The organism is Streptomyces viridifaciens (assembly GCF_001888885.2).
Classification (GTDB): Bacteria; Actinomycetota; Actinomycetes; order Streptomycetales; family Streptomycetaceae; genus Kitasatospora; species Kitasatospora aureofaciens.
Genome location: NZ_CP090841.1, coordinates 4,000,887 through 4,022,248, shown reverse-complemented (window position 1 = coordinate 4,022,248; position 21,362 = coordinate 4,000,887). Strand labels below are relative to the sequence as shown.

At 71.6% G+C, this 21,362-nt stretch carries 14 protein-coding genes and 1 tRNA gene; 3 read left to right on the top strand and 12 right to left on the bottom strand.

Annotation, left to right across the window (positions count from 1 at the left end):
• Nucleotides 1–4: 4 nt before the first annotated feature.
• Nucleotides 5–337, bottom strand: a complete 333-nt coding sequence (locus BOQ63_RS24995) for a hypothetical protein (RefSeq protein WP_030289364.1) — start codon at nt 335–337, stop codon at nt 5–7.
• A 358-nt stretch (nt 338–695) separates the two neighbouring features.
• On the opposite strand from BOQ63_RS24995, the gene BOQ63_RS24990 reads away from it, so the two are divergent.
• Nucleotides 696–1,493, top strand: coding sequence for a helix-turn-helix domain-containing protein (locus BOQ63_RS24990; RefSeq protein ID WP_030289367.1), 798 nt, complete (start codon nt 696–698; stop codon nt 1,491–1,493).
• Complete coding sequence (locus BOQ63_RS24985) at nt 1,486–1,707, top strand: DUF397 domain-containing protein (protein WP_030289369.1); 222 nt, start codon at nt 1,486–1,488, stop codon at nt 1,705–1,707. Before BOQ63_RS24990 ends, BOQ63_RS24985 begins: the two co-directional genes overlap by 8 nt.
• Before the next feature lie 23 nt (nt 1,708–1,730).
• On the opposite strand, the gene BOQ63_RS24980 is transcribed toward BOQ63_RS24985, so the two are convergent.
• The 5 genes from BOQ63_RS24980 to BOQ63_RS24960 form a co-directional block, all read right to left on the bottom strand.
• On the bottom strand, nt 1,731–2,942 hold the full coding sequence (locus BOQ63_RS24980) for a restriction endonuclease subunit S (RefSeq protein WP_030289372.1): 1,212 nt from the start codon (nt 2,940–2,942) through the stop codon (nt 1,731–1,733).
• The gene (locus BOQ63_RS24975; RefSeq protein WP_030289373.1) at nt 2,932–5,523 is read right to left on the bottom strand and encodes a type I restriction-modification system subunit M; all 2,592 of its coding nucleotides are present in this window, start codon (nt 5,521–5,523) and stop codon (nt 2,932–2,934) included. The genes BOQ63_RS24980 and BOQ63_RS24975 overlap by 11 nt, the downstream gene beginning before the upstream one ends.
• Before the next feature lie 94 nt (nt 5,524–5,617).
• Nucleotides 5,618–6,283, bottom strand: a complete 666-nt coding sequence (locus tag BOQ63_RS24970; protein ID WP_030289374.1) for an RloB family protein — start codon at nt 6,281–6,283, stop codon at nt 5,618–5,620.
• Complete coding sequence (locus BOQ63_RS24965; protein WP_030289375.1) at nt 6,283–7,539, bottom strand: AAA family ATPase; 1,257 nt, start codon at nt 7,537–7,539, stop codon at nt 6,283–6,285. The genes BOQ63_RS24970 and BOQ63_RS24965 overlap by 1 nt, the downstream gene beginning before the upstream one ends.
• Nucleotides 7,540–7,977: 438 nt before the next feature.
• Nucleotides 7,978–8,051 (bottom strand) — tRNA-Thr (locus tag BOQ63_RS24960).
• A gap of 183 nt (nt 8,052–8,234) precedes the next feature.
• Between BOQ63_RS24960 and leuE the strand changes: the two genes are divergently transcribed.
• Nucleotides 8,235–8,891, top strand: coding sequence for a leucine efflux protein LeuE (leuE, locus tag BOQ63_RS24955; RefSeq protein WP_072654997.1), 657 nt, complete (start codon nt 8,235–8,237; stop codon nt 8,889–8,891).
• 118 nt (nt 8,892–9,009) lie between these two features.
• Here leuE and BOQ63_RS24950 read toward each other — a convergent pair whose 3' ends face one another.
• The 6 genes from BOQ63_RS24950 to BOQ63_RS24925 form a co-directional block, all read right to left on the bottom strand.
• Entirely contained in the window at nt 9,010–10,683 is a 1,674-nt protein-coding gene (locus tag BOQ63_RS24950) for an alpha/beta hydrolase (protein WP_072654996.1), read from the bottom strand.
• A gap of 123 nt (nt 10,684–10,806) precedes the next feature.
• Nucleotides 10,807–11,985, bottom strand: coding sequence for an alpha/beta hydrolase (locus BOQ63_RS24945; protein WP_030289379.1), 1,179 nt, complete (start codon nt 11,983–11,985; stop codon nt 10,807–10,809).
• A gap of 289 nt (nt 11,986–12,274) precedes the next feature.
• On the bottom strand, nt 12,275–13,486 hold the full coding sequence (locus BOQ63_RS24940; RefSeq protein ID WP_072654994.1) for a DNA polymerase III subunit delta': 1,212 nt from the start codon (nt 13,484–13,486) through the stop codon (nt 12,275–12,277).
• 295 nt (nt 13,487–13,781) lie between these two features.
• Entirely contained in the window at nt 13,782–17,222 is a 3,441-nt protein-coding gene (tmk, locus tag BOQ63_RS24935; RefSeq protein ID WP_150476103.1) for a dTMP kinase, read from the bottom strand.
• A 323-nt stretch (nt 17,223–17,545) separates the two neighbouring features.
• Entirely contained in the window at nt 17,546–20,425 is a 2,880-nt protein-coding gene (topA, locus tag BOQ63_RS24930; RefSeq protein ID WP_030289386.1) for a type I DNA topoisomerase, read from the bottom strand.
• Nucleotides 20,426–20,768: 343 nt separating this feature from the next.
• Entirely contained in the window at nt 20,769–21,236 is a 468-nt protein-coding gene (locus tag BOQ63_RS24925; protein WP_030289388.1) for a DUF3592 domain-containing protein, read from the bottom strand.
• Nucleotides 21,237–21,362: the final 126 nt, after the last annotated feature.

Below are 21,362 nucleotides of genomic sequence, written 5' to 3'. Positions count from 1 at the left end.
CGGCTCAGACCTCCGGCAGGGGCGGGTCGCTCTCCTCGGGGACGTCGTAGGAGGGTTCGGGAATGCGGGCACCCCGGCTCTCCGCAATCCGGTGCACGTCGCGCAGCGACTCCGCCAGGCGGGCGGCGAGGAAGCGGAGCTGCGCTGCGGTGGCCCGGCGGTCGGCCACCATCTCGGCGGCGTGGCCGAGCAGTTCAACCGCCATGCCGAGCTGCACGCGCTCGACTCTGTCGGCGGTCCGGGAGACGCGGCCGTCCCCACCGCCGACGAGGAAGCAGGGGTTTCCCTCCGGAGTGGTCCACGGGAGCAGTCGCCGCCCGCCCGGCTGGCCGATCACGCGGCCACCTCCGTGCAGCACACGGCGCACTTCCGCGCACGCCGCAGGCGCGCCGGGGTCACGGGGAGCGCACTCACGGACGGCGAGCCGGTCGAGCGGTGGCGGCCTGGGGCGGGCCACAGGAGCCGCAGCAGCGGCTCGAAGACACGGGCGATACAGTGCAACACGTCGTCAACTCCACGTAGTTGAGGGCCACGCCCCCGGGCCGTCGCAAGCGGTCGCGGGGGTCTTCGGTCTGCGGCCGGACATTCCCGGCCCGGCATCGCTGCGTAGCGATCCACTCACAGAGTGAGACGGAGCGGATTAGGCTCGCCAGTGGTTGACAGGTGACACGACGTCCGTCACACGGGGGTTGACGATGGGAAGCATTTACGGGGACTGGCTCAAGGCGCAGCGCGAAGCGGCGGGGCTGACCCAACAGGAGCTGGCCGACACGGCATTCATGACCCGCTCGCACATCTCACACATCGAGGCCGGCCGCCGCATCCCGTCCAGGGAGGACGCGTTGCGGCGCCTGGACAAGGCCCTGAACACCGGAGACGTGCTGACCAGCTTCCTGCCGCAGGACGACGCGGCGGTGGCCGATCACTTCGCCACTGCGCGACACCTTGAACAGCAGGCCACGACGATCCACGAGTTCGCGCTGACCTTCGTCCCCGGCATCCTTCAGACGGAGAAGTACGCCCGTGCGGTTCTCGGCGCGGCCTTCCCTCCTCGGAGTGAAGCAGAGTGTGACAGGACGGTTGTCGCACGCCTTGAACGATCGAAGATCCTCGCCGACCCGGTGACGCCCGTACTGTGGGCCATGCTTGACGAGTCCGTCCTCCGGCGCCCGATCGGCGGCCCTGACGTCATGGCCGAGCAGATCACGCACATCATCCGCTTGGTCGAGACTCGGCGCGTACGCGTGCACGTGCTGCCGTTCGACCTGGGGTACCACCCCCTGCTGTACAGCATGCTGACGCTGATGTGGTTCGAGGACCAGCCCCCAGTCGCCTACACGGAGGCTTTGCGCACCGGCAGGGTGTTCGACAGTCCAGCTATGGTCGAGGAACTCCAGAGCGCCTACGCTCTTGCGCTGGGCGGTGCACTGCCGACGAGAGAGTCACTCGCCCTCCTGAGGGCGAGAGCGAAGGACTATGGAGACCATGACTGAGCGCACCATCCCGGACGCTTCGTCGCTGAGCGGCTGGCGCAAGTCATCCTTCAGCGGCTCCCAAGCTGACAGCTGCGTCGAAGTGCTGGACGGCTACCCGTCGGGCATCCCTGTCCGCGACTCCAAGGACCCGCACGGCCCTGCACTGGTCTTCGCAACGGATGCTTGGTCATCGTTCGTCACGGCCGTCAAGGACGGGGAGTTCACGGTCTGACCAGTCCGCAGCCCGCGCCACGCTCAGCCTTGTCGCATTGCGCCGCCAACCCCACCAGCAAGAAGGTCGACGAAGAGGCCCAGCTTGAGTTTCCGCAGCTTTGCCAGCTCTTCGGATTCGACATCTACTTGCCGAGAGAGCGAGGCAAGGGCTGCAAGGATTCGCGTCTGATCCTCAAGATCAGGCAGCGGAACAGGAATGCCCCGAACCGAATTCGCCGAGATCTTTACCATGCTATCTGAAGTCCCTTGCGCCATAGACCGGACATAGCCGCGCACGCGTGCCGACATTAGAACAGCAGCCAAGAAATCAGTCGAGCAAGCCCTAGACGGCCGAATCCTCATCATGAGGTCAGGATAGATACAGGGCGATCCGACGTGCCGGTATATGCCAACCAAGCCTACCAACTCACGTGTGTTGGCGCGACTCATCAAAAGATCGCCATCCCGCACCACTGCGACATGGTCGGCAGTGACGGACGGCGGAGCATTCTTGAGCTGAACGGGTTTGAACCCCGCGGGGGTGAGACAGCCAAGCCCAAGCATCTGCACTCCTGTCCACGTCTCGCTCTCCACGGGAGAGAATCCGTTGCGGATAACACCATCCGTCGCATCGGCCAGGTTGAAACTCCAAGTAAACTCGTCGAGCAGCCCATCCAACGCGCCGGACTTCATGGCTCCCAGCTTTGCGACCGACGCCTCGATAGCGCGCTCCTGTGCCGAAATGGCGTCGACCACCTCAACAATCCGACTCTGCTCGGAAAGCGGAAGAAGTGGGAAGCTCAATGATGCAAACCTCTCCCCACCCAGGTGAGCGATACTCGTCGTCTGCTTGGCAATGCTAGCGAAAACACCATTGGCCAACCAACGCTCGAAGATCACTTGGGCATATGCCGAGAGAACCAGATTGCTCGGACGAAAGCGCACCAGCGTATTCTGGAAGAAGAACTCCCCTGCGGCGCCGTCGTAGATTGCGCTGCGGCCGACCAGCTCTAGGCTCTGTCCCTCGTTCAGCAGGATGTCGCCCGGCTTGAGGCCATAGGTCTCACGCTCAGCTTCGCTGAATCCCATTGTCTTCACGTCTGTGTAGTCAATGCGCCCTTGAAGCACATTCGCGACCCGCAGGTACGGGCGCTGCCCCGCCGCAACCTTGCTCGCAGGCGAAAGCTGCTTACCCATCCGGACGTCGCCGACCTCACGCACCGGAACCCACTGAACCTCGGCGTCAGTTCGCATAGCCCAGCTCCCTCAGGAACCCGTCCAGCTTTGCCGCCGCCTTCTCCCGCTCGGCCCGGATCTCCCGCAGCGACACCGCGTACTTGTCCTCCCACATGCCGTACGCCTGCGCCAACTCCCGCCGCCGGCGCATCACATGCCCGTCCAGCTTCGCCACCAGATCGTCCCGCAGCAGGTCCAGCACCACCCGCCGCTCCCCTGCCGCGTCCAGCGCCTCCCGTGCCCGGAACAGCCTCGGCGACTCCTCGCCCAGCCTGGGCGGGTCACTCGGCCACGGGAACCAGAACTCCGCCTCCAAACGCTTGATCACAGCGCCCGCCTTCGCACGTTCCTTCTTCACCGACGCCAGCTCCGCCAACTGCTCGGCGCTCAGCACGACTTCCTCCCGCGTGGGGGCGTCGCCGTCCTCCTCGCCCCCGCCCTCGCCGTCCTCCGGCTCCGCGTTCAGCTCCTTCCACCGCGCGTCCAGCTCCGCCTTCCGCGCGTCCGCCGCCGCCAGCTCTTCCAGAAAATCCGGAAGGATCGCCGCGACTACCTTGTGGTCGTACGCCTGGCGCCGCTCGGCGGCCGTGCGCTTGCGCAGCTTGCGGGTCTTCGGGTCCTGTTCAGGGGCGAGCAGCGTCTCGACATTCTCGATCCAGCCATCCAGGACGCCCGCGAACCCGTTCTCCGAGAGCGCGAGGAGGTCGTACTTGGCCTCGTACCACCAGCCGGCGACGGCGCCGGCGAGCGCGTGCCGGTCCAACAGCCCGACCTGGCCCAGACGTTCCACGAACGACTCGATCAGCTCGCCGCGCACGGCCATCAGCGCAGCCTTGCGCTCCGAGGGGGTCAGGTCCGCAAGCCGCTCAGGAGTCGCGGCCACCGCCTCCAGGCGCCGGACCTCCGCCGCCCACCACTCCTCGAACACGCCCCGCAGCGCATCCTCGCGAGGGCGGGCCAGCTCCGCCAGCCGGGCCGCGTCCGGGCGTTGCCCCTCGGGCAGGAAGTCCACGTACTCCGGGTCGATCGGGTCGCGCTCGGCGAAGAGATCGGCCACGCTCACCCCATAGGCGTCGAGCAGCTCCTTCTTCCCCTCGATCTCCGTGCGCGGCACCCCGCCCACCAGGTGCGCCCGCACGTCCTGCGGCTCCGGCGGCGGCGTGTTGTCCACGTAGCGACGGATGTTGAGGTTGTCGCCGTTGTCGCGCAGCTCCTCACGGCTCACCAGCCGCGAGAATCCCGGCACCTCTGCGTAGGCATGGAAGGTGGAGGTGATCTTCTCAGCGTGCTCGGGCAGCAGGACGTTCTGCGCCGACTCCTTTCGGTACTCCCGGTCTGCGTTGATGAACAACACCTTGTTCGCCAGCTCGGGGTCCTTCTTGTGCGGCGGGCGCAGGACCAGGATGCAGGCGGGGATGCCGGTGCCGTAGAAGAGGTTCGGGGCGAGGCCGATGACCGCCTCGATCGTGTCGTCGTCGAGGAGCTTGGTACGGATCTCCTGTTCTCCACCCCCACGGAACAGCACACCGTGCGGCATGACCGTGATGACCATCCCGCCGCGCCCCTCCCGCTTGGCCATCCAGAGCATGTGCTGGAGGAACATCAGGTCGGCCTTGCCACGCTCGCTCGTGGCCCCGTAGGCCGCGCGCTGCGCGGCGAACTTGAGGCCGCCGAGCGCGTAGTCCATCGAGAACGGCGGGTTGCTGAGGACCCCGTCGTAGCGGTACGCGTCGGACTCCGGCACCTGCGCCGGCTCGGCGAGGGTGTCACCGGTGTACAGGTCGAAGCGCCGCACGCCGTGCAGCACCATGTTCATCGTCGACATGATCCAGGCGCCGCTGTTGGCGTCCTGGCCGGCGAAGTACATGTCCGTGGTGTCGCCGCCGTGTTCCTCCACGTACTCTTTGGCGTGGATGAGCATGCCGCCGGAGCCTACGCACGGGTCGTAGATACGTGTCCCCTGCCGGGGGCGGAGCAGTTCGACCATCATGCGGACGACGGCACGCGGGGTATAGAACTCGCCTCCCTTGCGGCCGGCTGAGTCCGCGAACTCCTTGATCAGGTACTCGTACGCGGCGCCGATCAGGTCGGGGAACTCGAAGTCGTCCGTCCGCAGTCGGATGCGCCCGAAGTGGGCGATCAGCAGCCTCAGCCGCTGGTCGGCGAGCTTGGCCGCCCCCGCCGCCGCGCCGGAACCTCCGATCCGGTTGAAGTCGAGGTGGTCGAACAGGCCCTTGAGCTTGTCGTTCTGCGCCTCCAGCGCCTGAAGGGCCGGGCGCAGTCGTTCCTCGGTGATGTTGTGGGTGGCCGAGGAGATCCGCTCCCAGCGGGCGTCCTGGGGGACGAACAGCACATCGCGGTCGCTGTACGCGGCAGGCTCGTCCATGTAGCTGTCCAGCGCCTCGCCGGTGAGGTCGAGTTCCTCGGCGACGCGCTGCCTGATCCGGTCGCGGGCGGCCTCGAACTCGTCGTTGGCCCGCTTCAGGAACAGCAGACCGAAGATGTAGTCCTTGTACTCGGAGGCGTCCATCGTGCCGCGGAGGATGTCCGCGGCGGCGAACAGATGCCGCTCCAACTGCGCGAGCGTGAGCTTGGCCAACGTACGACTCCCTACGACCGGTATGACGTAGGAACCCTACGGGGGGCGGGGCGACCCAGCGAAAACCGTTCACCCGAACCGGGTGGGCCTCCGATCAGTACGACGCGATGCCGAGCCCCTTCTCGACGAAGTCATGCACGTCGGTGTACGGGTCTCGCTGGGTCAGCGGCATGTGCTTGCCGTGCTCCCCGTTCATCTTCTCGGCCCGAGCCTTCGCCTTGATGAATCCGCCCTGGATCTGCGTCGGTAGCACCACCTTGATGTTCCCGGGCTCCTTGGCGAACGGCAGCCTGGCTTCCGCCTCCCCACACACGCCGCCGAAGGTGCCGGTCACCGGCTTGTGGTGGAGCAGCCGCCACACCTCGAAGCACGGGTGCGAGAAAGCGACCTGGACATCACCTTCGCGGGCCTGCTTGAGCGCCGTATCGATCGATTCGTGGTCGTCCCGGTCGAACAGGCACCAGACCTGCGGCCACAGCTCCTTCTTCACTCCGCTGCGCTTCGCGGCGCGGGCTTCCTCCCGCATGAGCCGCACCGCCGCCTCGACCAGCTTGATGGGCTTGCGCTGGGAGCCCGGGGCGCTCGCGTTGGCGATCCGGACTTCGACCCCCTGGTCGTGCAGGAGGACCAGGTCGGAGACCGCCTCGATGTAGGTGGGTTCAGTGACCCGCCCCTCGGTAAAGACATGGACCACGCGGCGGCGCCGGCCGCGCTGCGGCTTCGTCGGCCCCAGTGATTCGTTCCCCTTCATGCGCGCCATCAGCTCCGCCCCGCCCCTTCCTCGCGCTCCTCAGCGCCCACGGCCATCAGCCGCCGGGCGATCTGCCCCTCCAGGAGTGAGGGAACCCCCCCGAACGCACCGACCAGGTAGGACCTCATCAGGTCCTCGTCCTCACCCGGCGCTGCGGCGGTCAGCGGATACAGCTCGGTGGCCCCGTTCTCGTCCTTCTCGGTCAGCCACACCTGGTCCGGTTCCAACAGGCGGCCACCGCTCGGAGTGGCGAGAACCGACGGGTCGTGCGAGGTGAAAAGGAGCTGCGCCCCCCTGGGGTTGGAGTGGGGGTCGTGGAAGAGCCGGATGACCTCGGCGGCGAAGCGCGGATGCAGGCTGGCATCCAGCTCGTCGACGAGCAGCACCGCACCCTCGTCGAGCGCCAATAGGAGGGGGCCGAGAAGTGCGAACCAGGAACGGGTGCCGAGCGACTCGTCACGCCAGTCGAAGGCCACGTCACCCCCGGTCGACCGATGGGTGAGCCTCACCCTGACCCTGCCCTTTTCCTCCTGGACGACGTTCGCTCCGGTGATCCCCAGGTCGGCGACCCGCAGCAGTTCATTGATCCGGTGGGCCTGGCTACCGGAGAGGGCACGTGTCGTGAACTGTTCCCGTTGCTCCCGTTCGTCCTCCGGATTGATGATCCAGAGGTTCCGGCGGAACCAGTGGAAGAGCACGGAGAGCTGGGGGTGGTTGTCCGTGCCCGCCGTGGACAGGAGAAGGGCGTTGGGTCGGGTACGTCGCGCAAGCTGGGCGCGGTCTTTGACCCGGCTCCCCGGCCACTCGTACGCCTCGGGCCGCGAAGCGTCACGGTCGAGCCACACCTGGCGATGGCCACGGGGGTAGCTGTGGATCCACTCAGCTTCGACGCGCTTCGGCCCCAGTTCGAACCCGTACGTCCAGCGCACCTCGTCGATGACGACATCGACTTCGAAGAAGCTGGGTTCGTCCTCGTCCGTGGCTTTCAAGGCGAAGGGTCTGCGAGGGATCCCCTCGTACGAAGCCCAACGAGCGTATGAGTTGAGGACGGCCGACCTCATGTCGGTCAGGGCAGCCAGCACGTTCGACTTACCCGAAGCGTTGGCGCCGAAGATTCCGATCAGAGGGAGCACGGTTACCGAACGGTCACCGCCGGTTCGAAGCTCACGCGACGCCATCTCCGACTCGCCCTCGGGAAGGACGAAGGACAGCTCCTGTTCGTCCCGTAGTGATCGCACATTCGCGACACGGAAACGGAGCAGCATCCCGTCCCCCTCTCTCGTCGATGCGATCAGAGTAGCGGCGAAGGCCTCACCGAACTGCTTGAACGATGATCTTTGGCTCAGCCCCAGAAGCGATTCCCGCGCCGACCCAGCGTTCCGCTTTCGGCCCCTTCTATCGGAACGCCACAACCAGAGCAACCTGCAGGCGCTCCTCCAACGACCAGCGCGGCTGCTCCTAGCGCTGAATCACGCACGGCTGTCCACCGACTGTCCACCGAGGCCACCCAGCAAGAACTGCCCTAACCCATCGCAATCGACGAAGCCGCAGGTCACAGACGCCACCTTTGGGAATCGATCACGCTAACGAAGCGATGGCCTACGCATTGCGATGCCCAGGGTCAGATGCCCGATTTGTCCGACTCCCGTGGCCATCGAAACCAGAAAACCCCAGGTCAAATGCCTGACCTGGGGTTCACCTTGAGCCGCCTGCGGGATTCGAACCCGCGACCTACGCATTACGAGTGCGTTGCTCTGGCCAACTGAGCTAAGGCGGCACCACTGCCATGTGTGGTGGCAACGCGGGTCAGTCTACACAGGTTCGCAGGTGATCCGTAGCCGGGATGGTCGGGGGACGGGTGGGGGTGCGTGGGGGCAGATAGTTTTCGCTTCAATCGATCGCCGGTGCGACGTTACGATGAGCGCCCCCAGTCACCCCTTCCCCATCTCCGGAGCGCACCGTGTTCGGTGTCAACGACCTGGCGACGTACGTCCTCGGCGCCCTCGTGATCATCCTGCTGCCTGGTCCCAACTCGCTGTACGTGCTGTCGGTCGCCGCCCGCAAGGGCATCCGGACCGGGTACCGGGCCGCGGCGGGCGTGTTCGTGGGCGACCTCACGCTGATCAGCCTGACCTCGCTGGGGGCGGCCTCACTGCTGAAGGCCAACCCGGCGGTGTTCGCGGTGGTCAAGTTCGGCGGCGCCGCCTACCTGCTGTGGATCGGGTTCGGGATGCTGCGGGCCGCCCGCCAGCTCTGGCGCGAACGCCGGGCGGAGGCCGACCCGGCGGACGGCGCGGAGGCGGCGGTGGAGGCGGGCGAGCGGCCGTTCCGGCGGGCGCTGGTGATCAGCCTGCTCAACCCCAAGGCGATCCTGTTCCTGCTGTCGTTCTTCACCCAGTTCGTCGACCCGTCCTACGGGCAGCCCGCGCTCTCCTTCGCCCTGCTCGGCGGCATCCTGCAGACCTTCAGCCTGCTCTACCTCTCGCTGCTGATCTTCGCCGGCACCACGCTCGCCACCGCCTTCCGCCGCCGCCGGCGCCTGTCGGCGACCCTGACCAGCGGTGTCGCCGTGCTGTTCGCGGGCTTCGCCGCGAAGCTGGCGGTCTCCTCCGCCTGACCGGCGGCACGGCGAGCCCGCCGACGGCACGGCGGACACGGCGAGCACACCCCGCGGACACGACGCGGCGAGCACGGCGGCCACCGCGGGCGCGGCGCCGACCGCAGCAGGAGGGTGACTACGAGTCGCAGCGCCTGTCCTGCTCCGGCGCCTCTCCCGTGAGCAGGAACCGGTTGACCGCGCCGTCCACGCAGGTGCTGCGCCGCCCGTACGCGGTGTGGCCGTCCCCGTCGTAGGTCAGCAGCCGGCCGGACTCCAGCTGCCCGGCCAGCGACCGGGCCCAGTCGTACGGCGTGGCCGGGTCGCGGGTGGTGCCGACGACGACGATCGGGGCGGCGCCGGCGGCCCGGATGGTGTGCGCCGCGCCGGTGGCCCGGACCGGCCAGTAGGCGCAGGTCAACGCCATCCAGGCGATGTCCCGCCCGAAGTGGGGCGAGGCCCGCTCGAAGTCCGGCACCGCCCGCTGGACGTCCTCCGGCGAGCGGAACGGGGCGGGCAGGTCGAGGCAGTTCACCGCCGCGTTGGCGAACATCATGTTGGGGTACGAGCCGTCCGCCTCACGCCCGTAGTAGGCGTCGGAGAGCTTCAGCAGCCCGGTGCCGTCGCCCGCCTTGGCGTCGCTGAGCGCGGTGCGCAGCTCGGGCCACAGGAACTCGGCGTACAGGGCCTGGACGACCCCGGTGGTGGCCTGGGACCCGGTGAGCCGGCGCCCGTGGTCGCTGCTGCGCAGCGGGTTGGCGTGGACGGCCGCGAGCAGGGCGGTGAGCTGCTCGCCGACCTGCTGCTCGGTGCGGCCGAACGGACAGTCCTCGCGCTTGGCGCAGTCCTTGGCGAAGGCGGCCCAGGCGGTCTCGAAGCCGCCGGCCTGGGTTCGGTTGCCGGTGACGGAGTCGAGCGCCGGGTCCATCGCGCCGTCCAGCACCACCCGTCCGACCCGGCTCGGGAACAGCCCGGCGTAGGTGGCGCCGAGGAAGGTGCCGTACGACTTTCCGACGAAGTTCAGCCGCTCGTCGCCGAGCAGGGCACGCAGCACGTCCATGTCGCGGGCCGCCTCGACGGTGCTGAGGTGGCCGAGGACGGGCCCGGCCTGCTTGCGGCAGCCCTCGGCGAACTCCTTGTCGGCGGCGACCAGCGCGTCGATCGCCCGCTGGTCGCCGGGGGCCAGGTCGGCGGAGGTGAAGGCGTCCATCCGGTCGCCGCTCAGGCAGCTGACGGGGTTGCTGCGGCCCACCCCGCGCGGGTCGAGGCCGACCAGGTCGTAGCGGGCGCGCACCGCGCGGTCGTACGTCCTGGCGACGGCCTCCAGGTACTCGATCGCCGAGCCGCCGGGGCCGCCCGGGTTGAGCAGCAGCGAACCCACCCGGGAGTCGCCCGAACCTGCCGCCTCGACGGCCGCGCGGGCGGCCGAGAGGGTGAGGTCGCCGTCGCCGGGGCGGTCGTAGTCCATCGGCACCCGGAAGGTGGTGCACTCGAACCCGCCATCGCAGGGCTGCCAGGTCGGCCGCTGCGCGTAGTACGGCGCGAGCGCGGCCGTGGCGGCGGTGGGCAGCGGCTCCAACGGGGTGACGGCGGAGGTCGCCCCGGGTACGGCGGAATCGGTCGAGTCGGACGGGCCGGGCCCACCGGACGCCACGCTCGGCCCCCCGCTGCACCCGCCGGCCGAGACCGCCACCAGCCCGGTCGCGAGCGCCACTGCCGCCACCCGCGCCCAGACCGGAACCCGGCCCTGCACCCGGCCCCGGCCCGGCACCCGCACCCGCACCCGCACCCGCACCCACCCGAAGCCCCTCATCCGCTTCCTCTCCACCACGCCGGGAAAATCCGAGAAAGTACGAGACCGAAGAAACGTCGCTGCCCGGTACCCAACCCGGGTACCGGGCAGCGTAACGACCAGGTGGCCAGCGCCGACCGGAGCTCAGGACGCCCTGGTCAGCGTCTCGGCCAGGAACTGCGCGGCCTGCCGGACCAGCCGCAGCCGCTCCCGGTCCGCGGTGTAGTCCTGCACGTTGTCCGAGACCCGCACCTCGGCCTTGGCCGCCGGACCCGGCCCTGCCTTGAGCGCGGTCTGGAGCTTGCGGGCCGCGTCCAGCCCGGCGGCGTCGCCCTTGGCCGCGGCCAGCAACAGCTTGGCCGAACTGCCCGCGGGGGCCTCGGCTCCGGTCTGGGCGAGCGCGGCGGCGTCGTACCGGCCGGAGACCGCGGCGGCCGCGCCGTAGAGGTCCGGCCTGGCCAGCCCGGCCGCGGCCGCGCAGGGCGCGCCGCCCTCGACCCCGAGGGCGCCCCAGGAGGTCGGGCCGGGCGGGAGGGTGCGGAAGGAGGCGGCGATGGTGGCCCGCAGCGTCGCGTCGTCGGCGACGGCGGCCGGGGCAGCGGCGACCAGTTCACAGGGGTGCGCGGTGCCGTTCGGCGCCTCGGGCGCGACCAGGATGAACGGACGGATGCGGCCGGTCTGCAGGGCGGCGCCGACGCCCTCGACGACGTCCGGCACCTCGGCGTCGGCGGTCTTGCCGGGAGTGGCGGCGTGCATCACCACGACCGGGAAACGCGCGTTCGACTCCTTGGCGTACTGCGGCGGCAGCCAGACCCGAACGTTGCGCGGCTTCCCGTCGGGGCCGAGCACGGCGGACTGGAGCAACTCGCCGCCGCCCGGGTGCCCGACGCTGTCGAAGCGGCTGGCCACGGCGGACGCCCCGGCAGGTGCCGCACTCGCAGCCGACGTCGCGGCGCCCGACGCCGCGGCCGACGCGGCAGCCGTGGGCGGCGCCGCCTGCTGCCGGACCGCCGTCTCCGGCACCGACCCGGGCCAGGCCCCCGCCTCGGCCGCGTCCACGGCGGACTGCGCCCGGTCCGCTCCCGTCCGGCCCCTGCTCAGAACACCGAACGCCCCGAGCGCGGTGAGCAGCGTCAGCGCGGTGACGCACACCCCGCACACCATCGCCCCGCCCGCCCGCACCAGCATCGGCCACCGTTCGCCCGCGAGCTCGTAGGTCGCGGCGGCCCGCAGGTCGCGCCAGCGCTGGAGCGCACCGCGTGCCAGCCAGATCCCGCCGAGAGCGGCAGCCAGCAGGGGGATGACGAGGAGCGGACGAACCACGGAACGCACCACCTCGGGAGGAGGGCCGACGCCGGGATGGACCCGGTGCCGTACAGGAGGCGACCGCTCCGGCGGCGGGCCCTCCCGGACGGGGAGGCCCGGGTACGGCCGGGGCACAGTCGGCCCCCAGCGTGCACAACGGGTGCGCCGTCACACGCGGGTGTGCCCGGCGAGTACCGGCCGTTCACTCGAAGGTGGGACGCCGGACCGACTCCGGGAGGCCTACAACAACAAAGCGAGACGGCGGTGAACCGGTACGAGGCGGCGAGAGCCCGAACGCCGGACGGCCTCAGCCCGCCCGCAGCGCCACCGTCATCGCCTCGACCGCGAGCAGCGGGTCCACGTTGCGGTCCAGCGCCGTGCGGCAGGCGAGCACCGCCTCGATCCGGCGCAGCGTGCCCTCGGCCGATCCGGCCTGGGCAACCCGGTTCAGGGCCTGGCGCTGGTCCTCGTTGGCGAGCGCGCCGGTGGAGCCCAACTGGATCGCCAGCACGTCCCGGTAGAAGCCGAGCAGGTCGAGCAGCGCGACCCCGAGGGTCTCCCGACGGGTACGGGTGGCTCGGCTCTTCTGCCGCTTCTCCAGTTCCTTGACCGCCCCGGCCATGCCGCGCGGCGCCTTGCCGCCCTCGGCGGCGCCGTAGACGGCCTTCAGGTCGCCCGTCTCCTTGGCGTCCTGGGTCTCGGCGAGCGCCTCGGCGTCGGCCTTGGCGGTGTCGACCAGTCGCTGGGCCGCGGTCAGGCAGCCGCCGATGTCGGCGACCTCCAGCGGGATCCGCAGCACCTCGGCGCGGCGGGTGCGGGCCTGCTCGTCCACGGCGAGGCGGCGCGCGCGCTCGATGTCGCCCTGCCCGGCGAGCGCGGCCAGCCGGGCGGTCTCCGGGTCGACGCCGTCCCGGCGGACCAGCATGTCGGCGACCGCGTCGGCGGCGGGGGTGCGCAGCACCAGCAGGCGGCAGCGCGAGCGGATGGTCGGCAGCACGTCCTGGACGGAGGGGGCGCAGAGCAGCCAGACGGTGCGCGGGGAGGGCTCCTCCACCCCCTTGAGCAGCGCGTTGGCGGCGGCCTCGGTGAGCCGGTGGGCGGCGTCCACCAGGATCACCGACCAGCGGCCACCGGTCGGATAGCTGGAGGCGCGCAGCACCAGGTCGCGCATGTCGCCGACACCGATGGACAGGCCGTCGGTCCGGACGTACTTGACGTCGGCGTGGCTGCCGGCCAGCACGGTGTGGCAGCCGTCGCAGAACCCGCAGCCGGGCGTGCCGCCGAGCGCGAGGTCAGGACTGGTGCACTGGAGGGCGGCCGCGAAGGCGCGCGCCGCGGTGACCTGCCCGGCCCCCGGCGGGCCGGTGAACAGCCAGGCGTGGGTCATCAGGGAGGCGTTCCCGCCCTGGCCCGGAGCGGCACCGCGGCCGGCCTCGACCGTCGCCCCGGCTGCCCGGGCCGCGGCGGTCAGCTGGTCGACCACCCGATCCTGGCCCACCAGGTCGTCCCAGACGGCCACAGCTGCTCCCAAGCTCCGTACGGCAGCGCTCCCGGCGCCGATTCCCCGCCGTCGAGCATACGTCTCCGCTCCGACAGCCACTGCTCCGTCCGGGTCACGGGGGTCACGGGTGCGGCCCAGCTACGCGCCACCGCAGCACGCAGCACCGCAGCACGCAGCACCGCGGCATGCAGCCGGCAGCACCACGCAGCCGGCAGTACAGCGACGGGACGGGCGGCGCCCCCGGGGACCACTGCCCCGACGGCGCCGCCCGTCCATCCATCCGTCCATCCGTCCGCCCGTCGTCCGGGCCGGCTCAGCCCCGGCGGCCCCAACGCCGGCCCTTGCCCTTGCCGCCGCCCTCGCCCCGGCGGTCGTCCCCGTCGTGCCGGTCACCGCCGTCGCGCGGGCCCGGCTCGCCCGGGCCGCCGCCCTGCTCCCAGCGCGCCCACTCGTCGCGTGAGCCGAGCAGGGTGTCGGTGAGGCTCGGCAGGTCGTCCATCGGGGTCTCCTCGGCCCACTCGGGCCGGGGCCGCTCGGCGGTGGACTGCGGGTCGACCGCAGGCGGGGCAGCGAGCGGCTGGGCGGCCGACCGACCGTCCACCACCGGCAGCTCGCGGGTGCTGTCCACCTGCTCCCCGGGACGAGCCGGCTCGACCCGCGGCAGGACCGCGGTCTCGTCCACCGCCGGCACCTTGGGCAGCACGGCCGTCTCGTCCGCCGCCGGCACCTTCGGCAGCACCGCCGTCTCGTCCACCGCCGCCGGAACCCTGGGCAGCTGGGTGGTCGCCTCGGCGGCCTCCGCAGCCCGGACGGCCGCCTGCCGATCGCGCAGGGTCAGCTCGCGCGTCGCCTCGTCGCCGAGGCCCTCCGCCGCACCCTGCGGGCTCTCCGGGACCGCCCGCAACTCCGTCGTGGCCACGTCCCGGCCCGACGGACCCGAACCCGCACCCGAACGGTCCGAACCCGCACCCGAACCCGGCCGATCCGAACCCGCACCGGCCCCAGAACCCACACCGGTCCCGGAGCCAGAACCCGAATCGGCCCGGTCCGAAGCCGTCTCCGCCGCCGCAGCAGCCGCCGCGAGCGCCGCGGCCTGAGCCAGCCGGGCCTCCTCGGCCCGCTGGAGCGCCTCCTCCGCCCGGCGCCGCTGCTCCTCGCGCGCCAGCTCCCGCTGCCGCTGGAGCTCCGCCTGGGCGGCCGCCTCGGCGGCGATCCGCTGGCGCTCGGCGGCCTCCGCGGCCAGCCGCGCCTCTTCCTCGGCCCGCCGACGGGCTTCCTCCTCGGCGCGGCGGCGCGCTTCCTCCTCCGCGCGGCGGCGGGCCTCCTCCTCGGCCTTGCGCCGGGCCTCGGCGGCGGCCCGCTCCGCCTCCTCCTTGGCCACCCGCTCCTTCTCGGCCTGCTCGGCCCGCAGCTGCGCCAGCACCTCCTGGCGCTTGCGCTCGGCGGCCTCCTCCTCGGCCTTCTTGCGGGCCTCCTCCGCGGCGCGCCGCTCGGCCTCCTCCTTGGCCAGCCGCTCCTGTTCGGCGCGCGCGGCCTTCTCATGCTCGGAGAGCGGCAGCTCCCGGTCGAGCCGGTGCCGGATGGCGGTGGTGACGGAGCCGGGGGCCTGGCTGCCGTCCACGACCAGGTAGCGCGCCGGGTCGGCGGCCGCGAGGGCGAGGAAGCCGGACCGGACCCGCTGGTGGAACTCGGTGGGCTCGGACTCCAGCCGGTCCAGCGCCTCGGTGAAGCGCTCCCGGGCCTTGTTCGGGTCGACGTCCAGCACCACGGTCAGATCGGGCAGCAGCCCGCCGGTCGCCCAGCGGGAGATCCGGGCGACCTCGGTGGCGGCCAGGTCGCGCCCGGCGCCCTGGTAGGCGATGGAGGAGTCCATGTACCGGTCGGTGATCACCACGGCGCCGCGGGCGAGGGCCGGCCGGATGACGTTCTCGACGTGCTCGGCGCGGTCGGCGGCGTAGATCAGCGCCTCGGCGCGGTGGGACAGGCCGGTGTTGCCGACGTCCAGTACGAGGCCGCGCAGCCGCTGGCCGACCGGGCTGCCGCCGGGCTCGCGGGTGAGCACGACCTCGTGCCCCTTGCCGCGGATCCACTCGGCGAGCGCCTGGGCCTGGGTGGACTTGCCGGCGCCGTCCCCGCCCTCCAGGGCGATGAAGAAGCCGGTGCCCGCGCCGCGGTGCGGCACCGGGCCGCTGCCGCCGCGCACCGCGTCCACCAGGTCCCGGCCGAACGGCACGGTGCCGCGCCGGTCGTCGGTGCGCAGCAGCACGACGGCGGCGAGCACCAGCGTGAGCAGGCCCGAGGTGACGACGGCGAGGGCGGCCCCGCCGTGGATGAAGGTGAAGGAGCCGGGCTCGACGGTGCCGTACTCGACGTCCCCGTAGGCCGCGGCGATCAGCGGCACGGCGACCAGCGCGGCGGCGACCACGGCCCGCAGCACCGCGTGCAGGTGCTCGGTGACCTTGGGCAGCCGGGCCTCCTCGACCTCCTGGGCGAGCAGGGTGCGCCCGGCCGAGACGACGATCCCGGCGGCCAGCCCGGCCACCACGGTGAGCAGCAGGACCAGCACGAAGTCCAGCACCAGCCCGGCCAGGATCAGCGCGACGCCCTCGGTGAGCAGCGCCAGCGCGAGCAGCCGGCGGCGGGAGAGCGACGGCAGGGTGGCCCGGGTGAGCCCGGCACCGAGCGCGGGGGCGCCGGCCGCCGCGAGCACGATCAGGCCGTAGCCGATCGGCCCGGCCCGGTGCTCGGCGGCCGTGAGCAGCGCCAGTGCGGCGACGCCCGCCATCGAGGCGAACCCGGCCGCGACGGCGAAGGTGAAGTACGGGGCGCTGCCGGTGCGGCCCTTGCTCAGGGCGGGGCCGGGGGTCGCGTCCGTCGGGGCGCGCAGGCCGGTCAGCGGCGAGTGCGGGGCGACGGCCACCGGACCGCCGGGCAGCTGCTGAAGGTAGCCGCGGACGGCCGCGGCGGCGAACAGGCCGGCCGCACCGAGCGACGCGAAGGTCAGCTGGTGGGCACGCAGCCAGTCCGAGCCGAGCGCCGCGCCGATGTTGTTGAGCAGGGTGAAGACGACCAGGCCGACGGCGCCGAGCGCCACGGTGACCCAGCCGGTGAACCGGTCGAGACTCCGGACGGTGTCCAGGTTGGCGGCGGCCGGCCGCTGTTCGGCGGCGGGCGCGTACGGGTTGGCCGGCGGCAGCAGGCCGGGGACGGCGGCGGCCTTGGCGATCCCCCACACCCGCTCGGCGGCACCGGTGAGGAACACCGTGGCGAGCAGCACGTAGGTGGCCGCGCCGGAGGGCTTCGGGCCGGAGCCCAGCCAGACCGTCCACCAGGGCGCGATGCCGATCAGCAGGGCTCGCAGCGCGTCCGCGCCGAACAGCGTCCAGCGCCGGTCGAGCTTCCCGGCGACCAGCCGGTGCACCGGCTCCAGCAACGCCACGCCGACCAGCCCGGTGGCCACCACCCGAACGGCCAGGACCGCCGCGGTGGCGAAGGCGAGGCTGCGCGGCAGGTCGCCGAACTGGCCTGCCCGGGCGGCGGCGATCACGGTGAGCGCGAGCAGCACCAGAAGCCCGAGCCGGTCGGCGGTGCCGCCGATCAGCTGGGTGGTCCACAGGCGCCGGTAGGGCCTGGTCCGCAACAGTGCCCGGGCCCGGTCCACGGGGGTTCCGGCGGGCGCGACCTCGGGCAGGTCCGGCCCGGTGGCTCTGGCGGCCGGGGCGGCGCTGGGGATGGGCTGCTCCTCGCTCGTCATACGGTCAGCGTAGCGGTCTGGGCTTTGCCCGATTGAGATGAACGGGGTTCCGGTTCCCCGTCATCACCGGCTTGTGACGATCCCCGCACAGAGCGGTCGGCCGCCCCGCACGGACCAGGGGCCGCCCCGCACAGTCCCGGCGTCCGGGCCGCACAGTCCCAGACGGCCACCCCGGACGCCGTGGGCCCCCGGTCCCGCGCCGCCGCAGCCGTACCGGTCACGCGCCGACCCCGGACGGGCCTCGGGCCCACACCCCCGGACGAACGCCGGGCCCGCGCTCCCGGACGGGGGGCACGGGCCCGGTGGTACCGCTGTCGGAGGGATCAGCCCTCGTCGGTGGCGGCGGCCTTGCCCGCGGCGGTCTTGCCGGCCGCGGCCTTCTTCGTGGCCGTCTTCTTCGCCGTCGCCGTCTTGGCGGTGGTGGTCTTCTTCGCGGCCGTCTTCTTGGCGGCGGTCTTGGTCGCCGCCGTCTTGGTGGTGGTCGTCTTCTTGGCCGCCGCCTTCTTCGCCGGGGCCTTCTTCGCCGCCTTCTTCACCGGCCCGCGGGCCCGCTTCTCGGCGAGCAGCTCGTAGCCGCGCTCCGGGGTGATGGTCTCGACGTCGTCGTCCTTGCGCAGCGTGGCGTTGGTCTCGCCGTCGGTCACGTACGGGCCGAACCGGCCGTCCTTGACCACCACCGGGCGCTCGCTGACCGGGTCGGTGCCCAGCTCCTTGAGCGGCGGGGCGGCAGCGGCCCGGCCGCGCTGCTTGGGCTGGGCGTAGATCGCCAGCGCCTCTTCGAGGGTGATCGTGAAGAGCTGGTCCTCGCTGGTGAGCGAGCGGGAGTCGGTGCCGCGCTTGAGGTACGGGCCGTAGCGGCCGTTCTGCGCGGTGATCTCCGCGCCCTCGGCGTCGGTGCCGACCACGCGCGGCAGCGAGAGCAGCCGCAGCGCGTCCTCCAGGGTGACGGTGTCCAGCGACATCGTCTTGAACAGCGAGGCGGTGCGCGGCTTGACCGCGTTCTTGCCGGTCTTCGGCGTGCCCTCGGGCAGGATCTCGGTCACGTACGGGCCGTAGCGGCCGTCCTTGGCGACCAGCATGTTGCCGGTGACCGGGTCCGGGCCGAGCTCGAAGTCGCCGCTGGGCTTGGCCAGCAGCTCCTCGGCCAGCTCGACGGTCAGCTCGTCCGGCGGCAGCTCGTCCGGGATGTCGGCGCGCTGGCCGGGCTCGCCCTCGACGGCGGAGGCGCGCTCGACGTACGGGCCGTAGCGGCCGACCCGCAGGGTGATGTCCTCGCTGATCCGGAACGAGCTGATCTCCCGGGCGTCGATCGCGCCGAGGTCGGTGACCAGCTCCTTCAGGCCGCCCAGGTGGTCGCCGTCGCCGTTGCCGGCCTCGGCGGCGGCACCGGCCGCGCCCTCGCCCTCGCCGAAGTAGAAGCGCTTCAGCCACGGCACGGACTGCGCCTCACCGGCGGCGATCCGGTCGAGGTCGTCCTCCATCTTGGCGGTGAAGTCGTAGTCGACCAGCCGGCCGAAGTGCTTCTCCAGCAGGTTCACCACGGCGAAGGAGAGGAAGGACGGGACGAGCGCCGTGCCCTTCTTGAACACGTACCTGCGCTGGATGATCGTGTCGATGATCGACGCGTAGGTGGAGGGACGGCCGATCTCCCGGTCCTCCAGCTCCTTGACCAGCGAGGCCTCGGTGTAGCGGGCCGGCGGCTTGGTGGCGTGGCCCTCCGGGGTGATCCGGTCGGCGGCCAGCGGGTCGCCCTGGGCGACCTGGGGCAGCCGGCGCTCGCGGTCGTCGAGCTCGGCGTTCGGGTCGTCGGCGCCCTCGACGTAGGCCTTGAGGAAGCCGTGGAAGGTGATGATCTTGCCGGAGGCGGAGAACTCGACGTCCCGGCCGTCGGCGGAGGCGCCGCCGACCCGGACGGTGACCGACTGGCCGACCGCGTCCTTCATCTGGGAGGCGACGGTGCGCATCCAGATCAGCTCGTACAGCCGGAAGTCGTCGCCGCTCAGCCCGGTCTCGGCGGGGGTGCGGAAGCGGTCGCCGGAGGGGCGGACGGCCTCGTGCGCCTCCTGGGCGTTCTTGACCTTGCTGGCGTAGGTGCGCGGGGCGTCCGGCAGGTAGTCCGCGCCGTAGAGCTGGGTGACCTGCGCGCGGGCGGCGGCGATCGCGGTGTCCGACAGGGTGGTGGAGTCGGTGCGCATATAGGTGATGAAGCCGTTCTCGTACAGCTTCTGGGCCACCTGCATGGTCCGCTTGGCGCCGAAGCCCAGCTTGCGGCTGGCCTCCTGCTGGAGCGTGGTGGTGCGGAACGGCGCGTACGGCGAGCGGCGGTAGGGCTTGGACTCGACGCTGCGGACGCTGAACGCGGTCTGCGCCAGGGCGGCGGCCAGCTGGCGGGCGGCCTGCTCGTCCAGGTGCAGGGTGTTGGTGCTGCCGGCCTTGAGCCGGCCGTCCGAACCGAAGTCACGGCCGCTGGCGATCCGCTTGCCGTCGACCGAGGCCAGCCGGGCGCCGAAGGTCTCCGGGTTGGCGGCGTCGGCCGGCGTGCGACCGGTGCCGAAGGTGCCGACCAGGTCCCAGTACGAGGCGGTGCGGAAGGCCATCCGCTCACGCTCCCGCTCGACCACCAGACGGGTCGCCACGGACTGCACCCGGCCCGCCGACAGCTTCGGCATGACCTTCTTCCACAGCACCGGCGAGACCTCGAAGCCGTAGAGGCGGTCGAGGATGCGGCGGGTCTCCTGGGCGTCGACCAGGCGCTGGTTCAGCTCGCGCGGGTTGGCCACCGCCTCCTGGATCGCCGTCTTGGTGATCTCGTGGAACACCATCCGGTGCACCGGCACCTTGGGCTTGAGCACCTGCTGGAGGTGCCACGCGATGGCCTCGCCCTCGCGGTCCTCATCGGTGGCGAGGAAGAGCTCGTCGGACTCCGCGAGCAGCGACTTCAACTTGCTGACCTGGGACTTCTTGTCCGCGTTGACCACGTAGATGGGCGCGAAGTCGTGGTCGACGTCCACTCCGAGGCGGCGCACCTCGCCGGTGTACTTGTCCGGCACCTCGGCCGCGGTGCTGGGCAGGTCGCGGATGTGCCCGACGCTCGCCTCGACGATGTAGCCGGGGCCAAGGTAGCCCTTGATCGTCTTCGCCTTGGCCGGCGACTCGACAATGACGAGTCGCTGTCCGTGCGCGGTCTCGCTGCTCGGGGACACCTTCGCTCTTCTCTCCCGGTCCTGATTGGCTGGTCGGCGCTGGCAGCACGGGCTGCGCTCCGCCCGACCCCTCCACCGTCCCGGGGTCGCCGCTGAACGACACCCCACCAGCGGAGTGTGACCGTACCCCGGCCACCCTTGTCAAACGGACGGATCCCGCTTTTTCGCTTGCCGCGCTCACCGACGCCACTCGAACGGTAACCCGATGACGGAGGTTCGCGCCCCGTGGAGGGGGGCTTCGGCAGGTTCCGGAGGATGGAATGACGGATTTCAAGATCTGTCAACGGATAAATCGGGGCGCTCGCGGTATGCGGTACTGCGCCCTCCGGATCACGCCGGGGCCTCAGCGGCCCAACGCGGCCAGAAGTCCGGCGCCCGCCACCAGACAGGCCGCGCCCAGTGCGCCCCACAGCAGGTCGACGGCCGCCGCCCGGCCGGCCTCCCCGGCCGCCAGCACGGCCCGGCAGGGGCGGTCCGGGTCGTAGCAGATCCGCACCGGGGCGCCGGGGGCGAAACGCTCCGGCCGGCGCAGCGGGGTGTGCCCGCGCGGGCGGGTGAGCACGAGTTCGGCGATCCGGCCGGCCCCGGAGCGGTCCGCGCAACCCTCCGGCGACAGCACTGAGAAGGACAGCAGCGGCGCGCTGTCGAGCTGACCGTGCGCGTCGTTCTCGGCGACGACCGTGGCCACCGCCGACACCCCCCGGCGGCGCACCCAGTGGCGCAGGCGCACTTCGGCGGCGCACCACAGCAACAGCACGCCACCGAAGAGCGCGAGCACCAGTCCGCTCACGGCCGCCGTCGTCGTGTCCACCCCTGGCCCCCGGCTCCCCAGCTCTGTCCACAGCCTGTGGACAGAGCCTCACAGCAGCCGACCAACAGGGGGCGGCCGAGCGGGGACCACGGGGGGAACCTGGGGGCACCGGCAGGTGAACGGGGG